Origin of the sequence: Pseudoalteromonas sp. SR44-8 (assembly GCF_014163635.1) — a bacterium.
In the GTDB taxonomy this organism is placed as follows: Bacteria; Pseudomonadota; Gammaproteobacteria; order Enterobacterales; family Alteromonadaceae; genus Pseudoalteromonas; species Pseudoalteromonas rhizosphaerae.
Window position 1 is genome coordinate 18,552 of record NZ_JACJDS010000020.1, and the last position, 14,556, is coordinate 33,107.

Sequence of the window (14,556 nt, forward strand, 5' to 3'; positions counted from 1 at the left end):
CTATATTTTAAGAGTGGACTGGTATGCTGTGTGTAACTGCTGCCAGTCTGTAGTTTGCCAATGCATTACTTTATTTCGGCCTTGCTCTTTATGAAACGAACGAGCAAGGCGGGTCATATTAGCTTGTTGCCAATTACTGGCGGGGAGTTTTAGTTCACCGCGGTCAAAGTCAATAATGTATATCTCGCCCGTTTCATCAAATAGAATGTTGTTAATATTCAAATCAGCGTGATACACCCCATGATTATGAAAATCCGCAATCGTGTGTGCTACTTTAATTAACTCTTGTGCGCTAAAGGGACGTTGTTTTAATATATCAAGCACACTTTGTGCGCCTGCAACAGCTTGAGTAATTATATCGCCACGGTAAATTAAGCCAGCTTGCGATATTTTAGCTGCAATCGGCTTTGGTACATTTAGACCTAATTCGCACAGTTTCATCATTAATGAAAACTCTTGGTAAACACGGGTTTTTTCCAGTCCAAAAAACACATATTGATCACTTAGCACTTTACCCACTAAACCGCCACGCCAATAATGCCTGAGCACTGCTGTTAGTCCGTTATGGCAGAAAAACCATGCAGTTGCGCGACCTTTTTTGGCGCCGACAATTTTTCCTTGCTGCTGCCAATATTCATTATCAAACCAATTTAAGCTAATTTCGGCACTATGCTCAGGATGGCTTAAAATAATGTGTTCATTGATGGTTTGCTGGTTAAACATGGCGTACTTATTTTATTGCAGGTGATAGTGCTATCTTAACCTGTTTTAAAGCCGAGCATAAGTGCTTGCAATAGTGGGTGGTTAATTTAAGATCATGATAATTATCCAGCATGAAGCAAAGGACACCTGTGACTGACTTAACCACCTATTCAGATATTTGTATTTTAAGACTCTCAGCAATTGGTGATGTTTGCCATGGCGTATCTGCAGTGCAGGCAATTCAAAAAGCGCACCCCAATGCAAAAGTTACCTGGGTGGTCGGCAAAATTGAAGCCATGTTACTAGCTGATTTACCCGGTGTTGAGCTGGTGGTGTTTGATAAAAAACAAGGCAAAGCAGCCTATCAGCAATTAAAACAACAATTTAAAGGGCGTAAGTTTGATGTGTTGCTGCATATGCAAGTGGCACTTCGAGCTAACTTAGTGGCGCGTTGTATTCCTGCAAAAGTTAAAATTGGTTTTGATTGGGCGCGCTCAAAAGAATTGCATAGCTTGTTTATTAACCAGCGCATTGCACCACAGCAGCAGGCTCATGTGTTAGAAGGCTTTAAAGGCTTTGCGCAGGCGATAGGTGTACCTGATTATCAACCAAACTGGCAAATGCCAGTCAGCGAACATGATCAAAGTAATGCTGATGAATTACTTGGTACGGAGCGATTAGAGGGGCGAATTTTTGTGATTTCTCCAGCTGCCAGTAAAAAAGAACGCAATTGGTTGGCTGAACGCTATGCTAAGCTTGCAGAACATGCCTACAAGCAAGGGTTTCATGTGGTGATCACGGGTGGCCCGACAGAGCTTGAAGTGACGCTCAGTGATGACATTATTGCAGCCACTACAACGCCAATCCTTAATTTAGTGGGTAAAACCAAACTCAAAGAGTTGCTTTGCGTACTTAAACGAGCTGCATTGGTATTAGCACCTGATACAGGCCCTGCTCATATGGCCGTCACCGTAGGCACTCCCGTTATTGGTTTATATGCCCACTCAAACCCGAAACGCACTGGACCCTATTTATATCAAAATTACGTGGTTGAGGTATATCACCAAAACTTACTCAAGCAAACTGGTAAAACCGCTGAGCGATTACCTTGGGGTACGCGGGTTAAAGGCAGTGATCTAATGAGCCAAATAAGTGTTGATGAAGTAGCTTTGATGTTTGACCTTGTGGTTGAGAAAGAGCAATTATGAGCAATATCAATAAAGCCTTATTTTTAGACCGTGATGGCGTGGTTAATATCGATCATGGTTATGTTTATGAGTCGGATAAATTTGAATTTGTGCCAGACGTATTTACTGCATGTAAGGCGTTTGCTGATGCAGGCTATAAACTGATCATAGTGACTAATCAATCTGGTATTGGCCGTGGTTACTATTCAGAGGCGGATTTTCACGCTTTAACACAGTGGATGATAGCCCAATTTGCTGCGCATCAAGTAAAGGTGACGGATGTTTACTTTTGCCCACACCACCCGAAAAAAGCATTACCCGAATACCTCAAAGAGTGTGATTGTCGTAAACCAGCTCCGGGCATGTTACTGCAAGGTATCGCTGATCATCATATCAATCCAGCTTGCAGCATTATGGTTGGAGACAAACTAAGCGACATGCAAGCGGCAAGTAAAGCGGTTATTGGCACTCGGGTGCTTGTACGATCCGGGCAGGAGTTTGATGCGGTAGCCATCGACTCGGCAGATCATGTTTGTGATTCGTTAGCAGACTTACCCTCAATACTGCTATAGCCCAATGTAAACTGGCAGCATAAGTTGTCAGTTCCTTATTTCTGCGATGAACTACAAACAGTGCATTTGTTTGACTAAACTTTTACAATAGCCACAAAGATGAGCCGTGTTAACTTAAGTACGCTCACCCCGTTCAATAATTTGGAGATTACAGATGAGAGCATCTGCGTTTTTTACTCAGCTTCAGCAGCAAATTGAAGATGTAAAAGCCGAAGGCTTATATAAAAATGAGCGTATTATTACTTCGCAGCAGCAAGCACAAATTCAAGTTGCTTCTGGTGATAAAGTTATTAACTTCTGTGCAAATAATTACTTAGGTTTAGCGAATAGCCCCGAGCTGATCCAGGCTGCACAAAACGGCTTAAATGACCATGGCTTTGGTGTTGCGTCAGTACGGTTTATTTGTGGTACACAAGACATTCATAAAACATTAGAGAAGAAGATCAGTGAATTTTTAGAAACTGAAGACACGATTTTATATTCATCATGTTTTGATGCCAATACCGGTTTATTTGAAACAATTTTAGGCGCTGATGATGCGATTATCTCTGATTCGTTAAATCATGCTTCTATCATTGATGGCGTTCGTTTATGTAAAGCAAAGCGCTTCCGTTATGCAAATAATGATATGGCAGATCTTGAAAAGCAATTGATTGCTGCCGATGAAGCGGGTGCAAAAACAAAATTAATCGCCACCGATGGTGTGTTCTCAATGGATGGGGTTATTTGTAATCTTGAAGCGGTCTGTGACCTTGCTGATAAATACAATGCACTTGTTATGGTTGATGACTCTCATGCCGTTGGCTTTGTCGGTGAAAACGGCAAAGGCACACCTGAGTACTGCAACGTGCTAGACCGTGTTGATATTATTACCGGCACTTTAGGTAAGGCGCTTGGCGGTGCATCGGGTGGTTATACATCAGGTAAAAAAGAAATAGTTGAATGGTTACGCCAGCGCTCTCGCCCATATTTATTCTCAAACTCATTAGCGCCTTCAATCGTTACAGCATCAATCAAAGTATTAGAAATGCTCGAAAATGGCAGTGAATTGCGTGCTAAGTTATGGTCAAACGCTAAATACTTCCGTGAGCAAATGGAAGCGGCTGGATTTACCTGTGCGGGTAAAGATCACGCGATTATTCCAGTAATGTTAGGTGATGCTAAAGTTGCGTCGGCAATGGCTGATAAGTTATTAGCAGAAGGCATTTACGTCACTGGTTTTTCATTCCCAGTGGTGCCAAAAGGCCAAGCGCGTATTCGTACACAAATTTCTGCTGCGCACAGCATTGAGCAATTAGATACCGCAATTGACGCCTTTACCCGTATTGGTAAAGAAATGGGCATTATCTAATTAATTTATTTTAAACCGTTGCCTTCGCAGCGGTTTTTTTATTGAGTGTGATTCATGAAAGCATTATCTAAATTAAAAGCAGAACCAGGTATTTGGATGACGGATGCGCCAAAACCTGAAGTTGGGCATAACGATTTATTAATCAAAATTCGTAAAACCGCTATTTGTGGTACTGACGTACATATTTATAAGTGGGATGAGTGGGCGCAAAACACCATTCCTACGCCTATGGTAGTAGGTCATGAATATGTCGGTGAAGTGGTTGATATGGGTCAAGAAGTTCGCGGTTTTAGTGTTGGTGACCGAGTATCGGGCGAAGGGCATATTACCTGTGGCCATTGTCGTAACTGTCGCGCTGGGCGTGTTCATTTATGCCGTAACACCACTGGTGTAGGTGTTAACCGCGAGGGGGCTTTTGCCGAGTATTTAGTGATCCCAGCGTTTAATGCATTTAAAATTCCAGACAATATCAGTGATGAGTTAGCTTCTATTTTTGACCCATTCGGTAATGCAGTACACACAGCACTGTCATTCGATTTAGTGGGTGAAGATGTCTTGATCACAGGTGCAGGCCCAATTGGTATTATGGCTGCTGCAGTTGCAAAACATGTTGGCGCACGTCATGTAGTGATCACCGATGTCAATGAATACCGATTAGACCTTGCGCGTAAAATGGGCGCAACGCGTGCAGTTAATGTGGCTAATGAAAAGCTTGAAGATATTATTAAAGAGCTTGGTATGACAGAAGGCTTTGATATTGGTCTAGAAATGTCAGGCGTACCGGTTGCATTTAATAGCATGTTAAATAACATGAATCACGGTGGTAAAATTGCCATGCTAGGTATTCCACCATCTGATATGGCGGTTGATTGGAACCAAGTGATTTTTAAAGGCTTAGTGATCAAAGGGATTTATGGCCGTGAAATGTTTGAGACCTGGTACAAAATGGCCAGTCTTATTCAGTCAGGGCTCGATCTAAACCCAATCATCACTCATCAATATTCAATAGATGACTTCCAAGCTGGCTTTGATATGATGATTTCAGGCCAATCGGGGAAAGTAATTCTTAACTGGGATTAATTATCCACTTGTTAAGAGAATTAAAGGCGGCATTTGTCGCCTTTTTTGTAATTATAAGAGAGTACTATGGCATTTAAGCATATTTCAATTACCGAAACTCAAGCACTACTTAATAAAGATGATGTCGTGATTGCTGATATTCGCGATCCTAATTCGTATCAAGCAGGGCATATTCCGGGTTCAGAGCATTTATCAAATGCCAATATTGGCGAATTTATGATGAACAAAGAGTTTGATCAGCCAATTATTATTGTTTGTTATCATGGTATGAGCTCACAAGGCGCAGCCAGCTACTTAGCTGAGCAAGGCTTTGAAGATGTATACAGTATGGATGGTGGTTTTACCCAGTGGGAAACCCAATTGCCGGAGCAAGTGGAACGATGATCGAACTGGGTAGTATAAATAATCCACGTGCAGCACAAGGCTTTATTGATTATATAAAAAGCCAAGGCTTACAGGGCGAGCTTCGATCGCAAGATGGAAAAACGGTAATTATTTGTGTTGCCCCAGAGCATTTCCATCAAGCTCAGCCATTATGGCAAGCGTTTGTAGAAAACCCCAATCATGCCCGTTATCAAGAGGCATCTTGGCAAGTAGGAAGTACGCAGTCACCGTTGAGCTATCAAGGCCAAGAATTAAATTTAAAAGCACGCTTTAAATCATTGAGCTGGTTAAACCAAACGGTCACTTTATTATGTGTAGGTATTTACATTGCCTTCTTACTCGGTGGCTTTGAGTCAATTTATAGCGTATTACAGTTTAAACCCGATCAACCATTAACTTGGCTTACACCTGCAATTGTGCATTTTACTGCTGTGCACTTAGTGTTTAATATTATGTGGTGGATCATGCTAGGCGATGGTATTGAAAAGCTCAGTGGTAAAAGTACTTTAGTAGGTCTTTTTTTAGTGACCGCGCTATTTAGTAATTGGGCTGAGTTTATTATGGTTGGCCCTAACTTTGGCGGCTTAAGTGGCGTTGTTTATGGTTTACTTGGGTTTTGTTGGATCCATCGGGCATTGAACCCGCAACAACCGGCTTTAGTAACTAATGGTATTATTGGTTTTATGCTGATTTGGCTGGTACTAGGCTTTGCTGACATGTTGTTTGTAAGTATGGCTAACTGGGCGCACTTAGGTGGGCTATTAAGCGGTATGGCTTACGCGTTTACCGCTCAATTGTTTACTAAAAAAACAGCTTAAGATACTCAGTTATATAAGTACTTAGTGATATAAATATTTAGTAAATAATACTTCGCGAATGATCTCTTGCCCTGTTTCTTGTTTTAACAGGGTTTTGAGTTTTTCGGCACAACGCTTTCTGATCTCTTCACGGCCGGTGAGTGATTTAATTTTTTCTTCAGGCTCTTTTGATAAAATTTCTACCAATGCATCTCTAAGTAACGGGGTGTGATGCTCAACAATAGCAATGTTTGACATATCACTGAGCATTAAATCTACAGTAATACGCACATAACCTAACTTTTTATTACTCTGACCAATATAGTTGGTAATGATATCGGGTTCGAAACCAAAGTAGCCCACAGTTGATTCAGCTTTGCTTGCAAAGCTGCTAAACAAGCTAATAAAGAAAGTGCTAATTAATATGCCAGCGTAAAGCGTTTTTTTCATATTCAGTAGAGAGCCCTGTAATTAATTGTTATTAGTCTATACGTAATAATGGCTAAGATACAGGCTGATGCAGCTATTATATTCATTAATCATCACTTTTTCCCCGACGCGGGCAGTGGTATCATTTAAAGGGTTATTATTAAATAGAGTTATCGTGATCACATTTCCTGTTTCTGTAACTGCGGATTGGCAGTTAGGTACATCAATCAATTCTTTGTCTTGTAACGAGCAAGACTGGCTACTTGAGCCCAACTCACTGACGGCTAAATTAAAAACACAGTGTGGTGAATTCTCTGTAAAAGTGCTTAGTGAGAAAGAGTTTGAATTGAGTATTTCACAACAACAATTATTAGATTGTTCACAACGTATTGGTATTAATCGTGAGGTTTTGTTGCTTTGTGATGGCATCCCTATGGTATACGCACAAAGCTGGCTGCCTGCCACCGATGATATGCAACAACAGCAATTATTGGCACTGGGTAATCGGCCTTTAGGTGATGTTATTTTTCAACATCCGGACTTAAAACGTACCGAAATTGAAATAGCGCGTTTTGATTGTCAGCACCCAGTACAGCAACTTGTTAGCCAATACTCTGTAGTTGTAAAACCCTTGTGGGGGCGTCGCAGTATTTTTTCGTTGGCGCAAAGCCGTTTTTTAGTAGCTGAAATATTTTTACCAGAGGCTTATCTATATCTATGAAATTTGCCGCCTTGCACATTGCTCATATACCGTATTATAAGCAGTTAATGCGCACCGATAAGCCTATCGGTACTTTATTGCTATTGTGGCCTACATATTGGGCATTGTGGCTTGCAAGTGATGGTATGCCAAGCCTACTTAATTTTGTGGTATTTAGCTTTGGTGTATTTGTTATGCGCAGCGCAGGTTGTGTTATTAATGATTACGCAGATCGTAAAATTGATGGCGCGGTAAAACGCACAGCACAAAGACCCTTAGCTTCTGGCTTGGTGAGTAGTGGCGAAGCATTAAGCTTATTTTTGTTGCTTATCATAATTGCTTTCATACTGGTGTTGTTACTCAGTTGGCAAACCATATTATTGTCAGTCGGGGCATTGCTATTGGCATTTAGCTACCCATTTATGAAACGTTACACTAATCTACCGCAAATAGTGCTAGGTGCAGCTTTTGGTTGGGCTATTCCGATGGCTTTTATGGCTGCAACAGGTACTATCCCACTGCTTGGCTGGTTGTTATTTATCGCTAATATTGCGTGGACTACGGCCTACGATACTATGTATGCCATGGTAGACAGAGATGATGATTTGAAAATTGGCGTAAAGTCTACAGCGATATTGTTTGGTAGTGCCGATCGAATCATTATTTTTGCGCTAAATGGTGTATTTATAGGTTTGTTGGCTTTAATTGGTTATACGAGTCAATTAGCAATGCCGTATTGGCTTGGTCTATGTGTGGCATGTGGCTTTTTGGTTTACCAACAATTTCTAATTCATAGTCGTAATAGAGAGCATTGTTTTAAAGCTTTTTTAAATAACCATTATGTCGGTATGGTCGTTTTTATTGGCTTAGTGGCGTCCTTGCCATTTAATCTATAGTGTTAGCGAGGTGGATCAATGACGCCACTGATTGAAGTGTTTTTCCTAAACCAACCCGCAACTGAATAGCGATTATCAATTGTCGGCAGTACTTCATGCATAAAGCGTTCGCTTTCAAACATTACGAACGTACCAGCTTTAGGCTGAATAGTGATTTCAACGTCTTTACTTTTAGGTTTGTAAATCACTAACTCACCACCAGATTGCACTGTATTTAAGTAAAATACAGTAGTAAATACACGGTTCGATCGCCCTTTAAATGCGTCGTAATGCTTTTTATAAAAGTCGCCATGCTGGTATTTCGCATAGTGACACTCATAATCAAATAAACCCAAAAAGAAATAACGATTCAAGTTTACTCTAATATCTTCTAGCGCATTTTGATAATCAATTTGAGCTTGGCTACTACCATCAAACCAAAAGGTCTTGTCGGTGCGTATACTCTTGTCTATTTGTAAATCCTGCTGACGGCCAATTCCTGCTGATTTAAAATTGGGGTTGATACAATAACAATCTTCTATCAACGCGTTAGTCAGTGTTTCATCAAACATATTTTCGATCACGGCGTAGCCATGAGTTTCTATGTCAGTTAAATAACGTCCAGGGATCAGGTTAAGGCTCATTAATTGTACTATATAGCAGGGAAGGCGCGTAGTTTAGCTTAAAATGATGCAAAGGTACTACTGAAGATTTAGAAACCAAGCCAGAGTTCTGCTTTAGGCTTGGTTTTCATGCTGTTACTTAAGAATTAATTGATAACGCTGTCTTTTCTATTAATGACAGGAGCTGGTTTATTGGGTCGTCAGCAGTAACTTGCTGGCTGGTTTGTACAATCAATTGCTCATGAGCTAAGTTCTTATTGGTTTTTAACTGGAGCAGGTTATTATTCTCTGCGACCGAACTTGCATGTTCAATACTGCTAATTGCAATATGGTTTGATTTACACAACCCGTCCATTACTTGCTCAATACTGCCAACTTTTATACTGCTGCTCTTGTTCAAACTATCGACAGCCTCATTCAGCATAGCTTGAATTTGTTTTGATTGTGAAAAACAACTATACATAGGGTAATCGTTTAAATCTTGTTTGCAAAGATTGTTCTTATTCGCAAGAGGATGACTTTTTGCAACGAATAAAATAAGTTGATCAGGTAAGTGTATGTCATTGCCAATACTATTAACTGCTTGCGAACAAACGCTAATATCAATTTCACCTAACTGTAGCTTACGCACCAACTCACTTTGTTCTTGTAGTTGCATTTCAATTTTTACATGAGGGTATTGTGCTAGAAATTGGCCACATGAAATAGGCACTATTGCACTTGCATGATTGGTATAGCCAATTACCAATTTCTCATTGGCGCAGCCATTAATTGATTGGAATAAACGCTTTTTAGTTTCTTCGAGCTTGCTTAAAGTGTCTTGTGCGTACTCTAAAAACAGCTCACCTTCAGTTGTTAGTTTCACTGAGCGGGTCGAGCGTTTAACTAATTCATAGCCAACTTCGTCCTCTAAGGTTTGAATGCTGCGAGTCAATGCTGAGGTGCTAATTTTGGTTGTTTCGGCCGCTTGGCGAAAATGTCGTAGCTGACCTAAAGCCACAAATTGCTCTAATTGTTCAAATCTCACTTTTATAGTCCTTTGTATAAGTAAGCCGCACTACTGGCGAACATAATTGATATTAATTTAATGGATAGTAATCCATTGTACCCAATTTGAAAAGTGTATTTCACATAATTTTTACAACTATCAGTTAGGGTAACGCTCTTTTATCTCCAAAAAAAGTGCTAAATTGTTAAGAAATATGTCCACAAGTTTAGGTTCAAACTGTTTGCCACTCTGCTCCTTGAGCAAATCGAGCACCTCTTCAAGTGGCCAAGCTTTTTTGTAGCAACGATCACTGCCAAGGGCATCAAAAACATCCGCTAGAGCTGTAATACGGCCAACAATATGAATATCTTTACCTGCAAGTTGATTTGGGTAGCCAGAGCCGTCCCATTTTTCATGATGTGTATACGCAATGATTGAACCACACTTTAAGATTTCATTATTCGAACTCTTCAGAATATCATAACCAACTTCGGCGTGAGTTTGCATAATGGCCCACTCTTGATCATCCAGCTTACCGGGTTTATTGAGAATATGATCTGGAATACTTATTTTTCCAATATCGTGTAAGGGTGAGGCGAGTTTTATCACTTCACACTCAAAGTTATTTAAGCCATATAACTTACCTAACAGTTCACTATAGTGCGCAACTCTTTTAACATGTGAACCGGTTTCTTTTGAACGTTTTTCAACGGCTTCACCGAGGATATACGATAGCTCTTTTTGCGAATCCTTCATCATTTCGCGTAATTTCAGGTTATCGTAAGCCAGAGCAATATTGTTGGCAAAAAACTCCAAAAGTTGATAATCGGTGGTTCCTAATAACGAGCCTTTACGTACATACAGCATTGTTTCGAGGCCTGCCTGAGTTGGAAAATAGCCAATGTAGTCATGCATGGTTTTTTGGGATGATTTGCGATTGTGTGCCTCAACAAATAATTGCTTTACATCTTCGGGGATCATATTGGCATTAGGTTCAGGCTCAACACCAGAGGCTGCCAGTAGCTTAAAATCAGTGGCAGGAGATGTTTGTTGGTTAACAGCTGCTGCACAATAAATTTCAGTGTCATCTAAGCCCATAACATTAGTTACATGGGATAAAATTGTTGATGCAAATTCATGGACACTATCACATTTTAAAAATGAGCTAGAAGCGTTGATTATTTTTTCAAGACCTTTTCTATGACGCTCAATAATTTGAATATCACGATGTGAACGCAGAGCTGAATACAATAATGTTTTCATTTTTATTGCCGTCAGCTCAGTTTTATTTTTGTAATCGTTAATGTCGTATTCACGTATCACAGCTTCTTCAGGGGCTTCGCCAGGTTGACCTGTTCGAAGAATAAGGCGGATGTCGTGGTTATTGATATCATCACGGATAAATTTTATTAGGTCTAAACCCGCATGGCTAGTTTCCATGACTACATCAATTAGGCCAACCGAAAAATCGAGATCTTGTTGTAATAATTCTTTTGCGGCTTGCGCTGAGTAAGCATGGTGCAAACATAAGGCTTTATCTTCAAAAGTAAATCCTGATAACACAAGCTTAGTGACTTGGTGAATATCATCTTCATCATCGACCACGAGAATATTCCAAAACGCCTGTGGTGACTGAGTTTCTGACTCTTCAATGGCATTTTCTGAAAATAAAAAGTCGTTCACATTTACACCTTTAGTTTTATCATTCTCCTAAATAGTATAGTGCTTGTTTTTTAGTCTGCCTTGTTGCTCAGTGGTTTTTTTTCAATGTTTTTAAGTTCAATTTCAATTGCGTCACATGAAATATGTATTTCATATAAAGAGGTTAACAACGATAGAGCAAGGCAGGCTAGGCTAATACCAAATAAAATTACGCCAGTGGTTTTAAACTCGATAAATAATGCAAACATTGAAAGTGTACACATTAAAAAAGATGCAACGCCATAGACTTGCATGGTTCTAATGAGTCTAATGCGTTTTCTCAAGTTAGTTATTTGCGCAACGACTAATGGTCGAATAGTCTCTCCTTCGCGGGCGTTAAGTTCACGAATTAATTGTGCTAGCACTAAAAACCGGTTGGTATATGCTAATAACAACAAAGAGATTGCAGGGAACAGCAGTCCAGGTGTTGTGAGGGTCATGATTATTTCCTATATAACAATTACTTCGCTTAGAGTAGCTTAGGGTAATTTAATCGCAAAGTAAAAGAGGTTGTCATTGCAAAATAGAATAAATAACAACAATACAGAGCAAACACCATTTCAATGGTTAACAATCTATTGCGCTGCAAATGCGGTAGAGGCAAACATTGTCAAAGGGTTATTACTTAACAGCAATATTGAGTGCCAGTTACTTGGTGAGTCCTTGCAAGGAGCTGCTGGCGAAATACCTTTAGATCAAACTCAAGTGAGAGTGCAGGTTTTTGTGATTAAAGAGCGCCAGGCGCGGCAAATATTGGTAAACTACACTCAAGTACAACAATCCGCTCCTGATTGGGTATGCCCCAACTGTAATGAGCATAATGGGCCAACATTTGAAATTTGTTGGTCTTGTAGGACACCAAATAATGACTAAAGCGAATAATTTTCAGCGTATAAGAGAGCTTAACTATTTGCAGCAAGCGGTACTGGCGGCAGCATTAATTGAACGCATGCTACCTAATTATGGTTTATTTAGTGAAGCAACAGGATTTGGTGACGAAGCTATTTTACGCAGTGCACTTAATTTGTGTTGGGAAAAAATCTTACTGCCGAAAAGTAAAATAAGCCTTGAAAAGCAAATTGAGAAAATAGAGCCTAATGTTCCAGAACTCGCTGATTTTGATATGTTCGGTACTTATCCTGCTATAGATGCCGCCACTGCCTTATTAGGTTTAATGCATGGTTTAATTGCCAAAGATGAGCAAGAATTTATCAGCATTAGTAAAATCTCTCAGGCGACTGTTGCGCGTTTTATTGAATATCAATTAACGGTTGAAGGTGAGCTGGCTGATAATACAGCGGTACGTGAACATCCGTTAATGCAATACGAAATTGAAGTGTTAGGCGAGTTAATTGATTTTGTTGAGCAGATGGGCAGAGTAACAGCTGAAAATGTGAAAGCGTTAAAGCAACATGCTATCGCTGATGGACAAACAAACATTGGTATTACACTTTAAGTAACCAAAACTCTGATTAAGAGATTTATTTTAAGAATTTAAAAGTGCCAAAGGGCATGGGAGAAAACTGCAGTGCGAATTTTAGGCATTGAATCGTCGTGTGATGAAACGGGAATTGCAATCTATGATGATGAACAAGGTCTACTTGCTCATCAACTCTATAGCCAAGTAAAAGTGCATGCAGATTATGGCGGTGTAGTGCCTGAACTTGCATCTCGAGATCATGTTCGTAAAACCTTGCCATTAATCGATGCTGCTTTTGCACAGGCCGGTTGCGGACCTGAAGATATCGATGGCATTGCTTACACTGCAGGCCCAGGACTGGTGGGAGCATTATTAGTGGGTACTTCAATTGGACGCTCACTTGCCTATGGGTGGAATATTCCAGCAGTGGCTGTTCATCATATGGAGGGCCATCTACTGGCGCCAATGCTTGAAGAAAACGTGCCTGAATTTCCGTTTATTGCTTTACTCGTATCAGGTGGACACACCATGATGGTTAAAGTCGCTGGGATTGGTCAGTATGAAGTATTGGGTGAATCGGTAGATGATGCTGCAGGCGAAGCATTTGATAAAACAGCTAAGTTACTTGGTTTAGATTACCCTGGTGGGCCACGGTTAGCTAAACTTGCTGAGCAAGGTGTTCCTAAGCGCTTTATTTTCCCACGACCAATGACAGATAAACCGGGCCTTGACTTTAGTTTTAGCGGCTTGAAAACGGCGGCTGCAATTACTATTCGTAATAATGACGATGATCAGCAAACCAAAGCCGATATCGCTCATGCGTTTCAAACCGCAGTTATTGATACATTAGTTATTAAATGTAAGCGTGCTTTAAAGCAAACGGGTATAAATCGCTTAGTAATTGCCGGTGGTGTAAGCGCCAATATACAGCTACGTGCGCAACTAGAGCGTGTAATGCAAGGCATGAAAGGACAGGTTTATTATCCGCGCACAGAGTTTTGTACTGACAATGGTGCCATGATCGCCTATGCGGGTATGCAGCGCTTAAAGGCTGGGCAGTTTGCCAGCCTTGATATGAAAACGAAACCACGTTGGCCGATAGATAGTTTAGAGGCTATTTAAATTTAGGTATTGTTATCATCTTTAGTTGGTGGCGTTTTTTTGTCACCAATTTTAGGTTCTTTGCCACTAAATAAACGTTTAATATTGGCGTGGTGGCGAAAGATAATCAAAATAGTTAAAAATGTTACTGGTAAGGTATAAAGCGGTTTGATCCACCAAGTGTATAATGGCGCTAAAGAAACGGCGACTAATGCCCCAAGTGACGAATAGCGTGTAATAGCAACAACAGCCACCCAGGTTGAAATTAATAACCCGCCTAACAACAAGCCAATGGGTAGCAATGTTCCAAATGCAGTTGCAACTGCTTTACCGCCTTTAAAGTGAAAGAATACCGGAAACATATGTCCTAAACACGCAGCAACCCCTATCAATCCCAGCATTAGTGGTTCAAGTTGTAAAAAATAAGCGCCCCAGACAGGAATAGTCCCTTTGAGAATATCAAACACTAAGACTAAGCAGGCTGGAACAGCGCCACCAAGACGATAAACATTAGTTGCGCCAGGGTTGTTTGAGCCATTGCTGCGAGGATCGGGTAGTTTAAATAGCCGAGACACTAAAATGGCTGATGAAATCGACCCGAGTAAATAGGCTAAAACTAACATTAAAACGGCTATCACGCGCTTCC

18 protein-coding genes are annotated in these 14,556 nt (G+C 40.4%); 11 read left to right on the forward strand and 7 right to left on the reverse strand.

Annotation, left to right across the window (positions count from 1 at the left end; genetic code table 11):
* Positions 1-723 carry a 3-deoxy-D-manno-octulosonic acid kinase gene (locus H5183_RS11590; RefSeq protein ID WP_145235056.1) on the reverse strand — a complete coding sequence of 241 codons (723 nt, stop codon included), beginning with the start codon at positions 721-723 and terminating at the stop codon, positions 1-3.
* Between the two features lie 110 nt (positions 724-833).
* Between H5183_RS11590 and H5183_RS11595 the strand changes: the two genes are divergently transcribed.
* From H5183_RS11595 to glpG, 6 genes are all read left to right on the forward strand, one after another.
* Positions 834-1,910 carry a glycosyltransferase family 9 protein gene (locus H5183_RS11595; protein ID WP_182731746.1) on the forward strand — a complete coding sequence of 359 codons (1,077 nt, stop codon included), beginning with the start codon at positions 834-836 and terminating at the stop codon, positions 1,908-1,910.
* The gene (gene gmhB, locus H5183_RS11600) at positions 1,907-2,461 is read left to right on the forward strand and encodes a D-glycero-beta-D-manno-heptose 1,7-bisphosphate 7-phosphatase (RefSeq protein WP_182731747.1); all 555 of its coding nucleotides are present in this window, start codon (positions 1,907-1,909) and stop codon (positions 2,459-2,461) included. The genes H5183_RS11595 and gmhB overlap by 4 nt, the downstream gene beginning before the upstream one ends.
* A gap of 154 nt (positions 2,462-2,615) precedes the next feature.
* Positions 2,616-3,812: a glycine C-acetyltransferase gene (locus tag H5183_RS11605; RefSeq protein ID WP_145235063.1), complete on the forward strand. Its 1,197-nt coding sequence runs from the start codon at positions 2,616-2,618 to the stop codon at positions 3,810-3,812.
* 54 nt (positions 3,813-3,866) lie between these two features.
* On the forward strand, positions 3,867-4,892 hold the full coding sequence (gene tdh, locus H5183_RS11610) for an L-threonine 3-dehydrogenase (RefSeq protein ID WP_182718390.1): 1,026 nt from the start codon (positions 3,867-3,869) through the stop codon (positions 4,890-4,892).
* A gap of 66 nt (positions 4,893-4,958) precedes the next feature.
* Positions 4,959-5,276: a thiosulfate sulfurtransferase GlpE gene (gene glpE, locus H5183_RS11615; RefSeq protein WP_145235068.1), complete on the forward strand. Its 318-nt coding sequence runs from the start codon at positions 4,959-4,961 to the stop codon at positions 5,274-5,276.
* The gene (glpG, locus tag H5183_RS11620; RefSeq protein WP_182731773.1) at positions 5,273-6,094 is read left to right on the forward strand and encodes a rhomboid family intramembrane serine protease GlpG; all 822 of its coding nucleotides are present in this window, start codon (positions 5,273-5,275) and stop codon (positions 6,092-6,094) included. Before glpE ends, glpG begins: the two co-directional genes overlap by 4 nt.
* 21 nt (positions 6,095-6,115) lie before the next feature.
* Here the strand turns inward: glpG and H5183_RS11625 are convergent, their stop codons facing one another.
* On the reverse strand, positions 6,116-6,523 hold the full coding sequence (locus H5183_RS11625; protein WP_145235070.1) for a flagellar basal body-associated protein FliL: 408 nt from the start codon (positions 6,521-6,523) through the stop codon (positions 6,116-6,118).
* A 154-nt stretch (positions 6,524-6,677) separates the two neighbouring features.
* On the opposite strand from H5183_RS11625, the gene H5183_RS11630 reads away from it, so the two are divergent.
* Both H5183_RS11630 and ubiA read left to right on the forward strand, forming a co-directional pair.
* The gene (locus H5183_RS11630; protein WP_182731748.1) at positions 6,678-7,223 is read left to right on the forward strand and encodes a chorismate lyase; all 546 of its coding nucleotides are present in this window, start codon (positions 6,678-6,680) and stop codon (positions 7,221-7,223) included.
* Positions 7,220-8,098: a 4-hydroxybenzoate octaprenyltransferase gene (ubiA, locus tag H5183_RS11635; protein ID WP_145235074.1), complete on the forward strand. Its 879-nt coding sequence runs from the start codon at positions 7,220-7,222 to the stop codon at positions 8,096-8,098. Before H5183_RS11630 ends, ubiA begins: the two co-directional genes overlap by 4 nt.
* Before the next feature lie 2 nt (positions 8,099-8,100).
* Here the strand turns inward: ubiA and H5183_RS11640 are convergent, their stop codons facing one another.
* The 4 genes from H5183_RS11640 to H5183_RS11655 all read right to left on the reverse strand — a co-directional run bounded on the left by H5183_RS11640 (position 8,101) and on the right by H5183_RS11655 (position 11,829).
* Positions 8,101-8,721 carry a 2OG-Fe(II) oxygenase gene (locus H5183_RS11640; RefSeq protein ID WP_145235076.1) on the reverse strand — a complete coding sequence of 207 codons (621 nt, stop codon included), beginning with the start codon at positions 8,719-8,721 and terminating at the stop codon, positions 8,101-8,103.
* A 118-nt stretch (positions 8,722-8,839) separates the two neighbouring features.
* On the reverse strand, positions 8,840-9,727 hold the full coding sequence (locus H5183_RS11645) for a LysR family transcriptional regulator (protein WP_182731749.1): 888 nt from the start codon (positions 9,725-9,727) through the stop codon (positions 8,840-8,842).
* 120 nt (positions 9,728-9,847) lie between these two features.
* The gene (locus tag H5183_RS11650) at positions 9,848-11,371 is read right to left on the reverse strand and encodes a DUF3369 domain-containing protein (protein WP_145235080.1); all 1,524 of its coding nucleotides are present in this window, start codon (positions 11,369-11,371) and stop codon (positions 9,848-9,850) included.
* A 50-nt stretch (positions 11,372-11,421) separates the two neighbouring features.
* A complete protein-coding gene (locus H5183_RS11655; protein ID WP_145235083.1) occupies positions 11,422-11,829 on the reverse strand; it encodes a DUF2721 domain-containing protein in 408 nt (135 codons plus the stop codon).
* A 76-nt stretch (positions 11,830-11,905) separates the two neighbouring features.
* Between H5183_RS11655 and H5183_RS11660 the strand changes: the two genes are divergently transcribed.
* The 3 genes from H5183_RS11660 to tsaD all read left to right on the forward strand — a co-directional run bounded on the left by H5183_RS11660 (position 11,906) and on the right by tsaD (position 13,931).
* Positions 11,906-12,262, forward strand: a complete 357-nt coding sequence (locus H5183_RS11660; protein WP_145235085.1) for a DUF2007 domain-containing protein — start codon at positions 11,906-11,908, stop codon at positions 12,260-12,262.
* Positions 12,255-12,845: a YjaG family protein gene (locus H5183_RS11665; RefSeq protein ID WP_145235087.1), complete on the forward strand. Its 591-nt coding sequence runs from the start codon at positions 12,255-12,257 to the stop codon at positions 12,843-12,845. Before H5183_RS11660 ends, H5183_RS11665 begins: the two co-directional genes overlap by 8 nt.
* Before the next feature lie 72 nt (positions 12,846-12,917).
* Positions 12,918-13,931, forward strand: coding sequence for a tRNA (adenosine(37)-N6)-threonylcarbamoyltransferase complex transferase subunit TsaD (gene tsaD, locus H5183_RS11670; protein ID WP_145235089.1), 1,014 nt, complete (start codon positions 12,918-12,920; stop codon positions 13,929-13,931).
* 2 nt (positions 13,932-13,933) lie between these two features.
* Here the strand turns inward: tsaD and plsY are convergent, their stop codons facing one another.
* Positions 13,934-14,548, reverse strand: a complete 615-nt coding sequence (gene plsY, locus H5183_RS11675; protein ID WP_145235091.1) for a glycerol-3-phosphate 1-O-acyltransferase PlsY — start codon at positions 14,546-14,548, stop codon at positions 13,934-13,936.
* Between the last annotated feature and the right edge of the window lie 8 nt (positions 14,549-14,556).

Bases quoted from the DNA above. Each gene is read 5' to 3' on its own strand.
- H5183_RS11665 (WP_145235087.1), top strand. From the start codon at position 12,255: ATGACTAAAGCGAATAATTTTCAGCGTATAAGAGAGCTTAACTATTTG.
- gmhB (WP_182731747.1), top strand. From the start codon at position 1,907: ATGAGCAATATCAATAAAGCCTTATTTTTAGACCGTGATGGCGTGGTT.
- H5183_RS11605 (WP_145235063.1), top strand. From the start codon at position 2,616: ATGAGAGCATCTGCGTTTTTTACTCAGCTTCAGCAGCAAATTGAAGAT.
- H5183_RS11640 (WP_145235076.1), bottom strand. From the start codon at position 8,721: ATGAGCCTTAACCTGATCCCTGGACGTTATTTAACTGACATAGAAACT.
- tdh (WP_182718390.1), top strand. From the start codon at position 3,867: ATGAAAGCATTATCTAAATTAAAAGCAGAACCAGGTATTTGGATGACG.
- H5183_RS11625 (WP_145235070.1), bottom strand. From the start codon at position 6,523: ATGAAAAAAACGCTTTACGCTGGCATATTAATTAGCACTTTCTTTATT.
- ubiA (WP_145235074.1), top strand. From the start codon at position 7,220: ATGAAATTTGCCGCCTTGCACATTGCTCATATACCGTATTATAAGCAG.
- H5183_RS11590 (WP_145235056.1), bottom strand. From the start codon at position 723: ATGTTTAACCAGCAAACCATCAATGAACACATTATTTTAAGCCATCCT.
- glpG (WP_182731773.1), top strand. From the start codon at position 5,273: ATGATCGAACTGGGTAGTATAAATAATCCACGTGCAGCACAAGGCTTT.
- H5183_RS11655 (WP_145235083.1), bottom strand. From the start codon at position 11,829: ATGACCCTCACAACACCTGGACTGCTGTTCCCTGCAATCTCTTTGTTG.
- H5183_RS11595 (WP_182731746.1), top strand. From the start codon at position 834: ATGAAGCAAAGGACACCTGTGACTGACTTAACCACCTATTCAGATATT.
- glpE (WP_145235068.1), top strand. From the start codon at position 4,959: ATGGCATTTAAGCATATTTCAATTACCGAAACTCAAGCACTACTTAAT.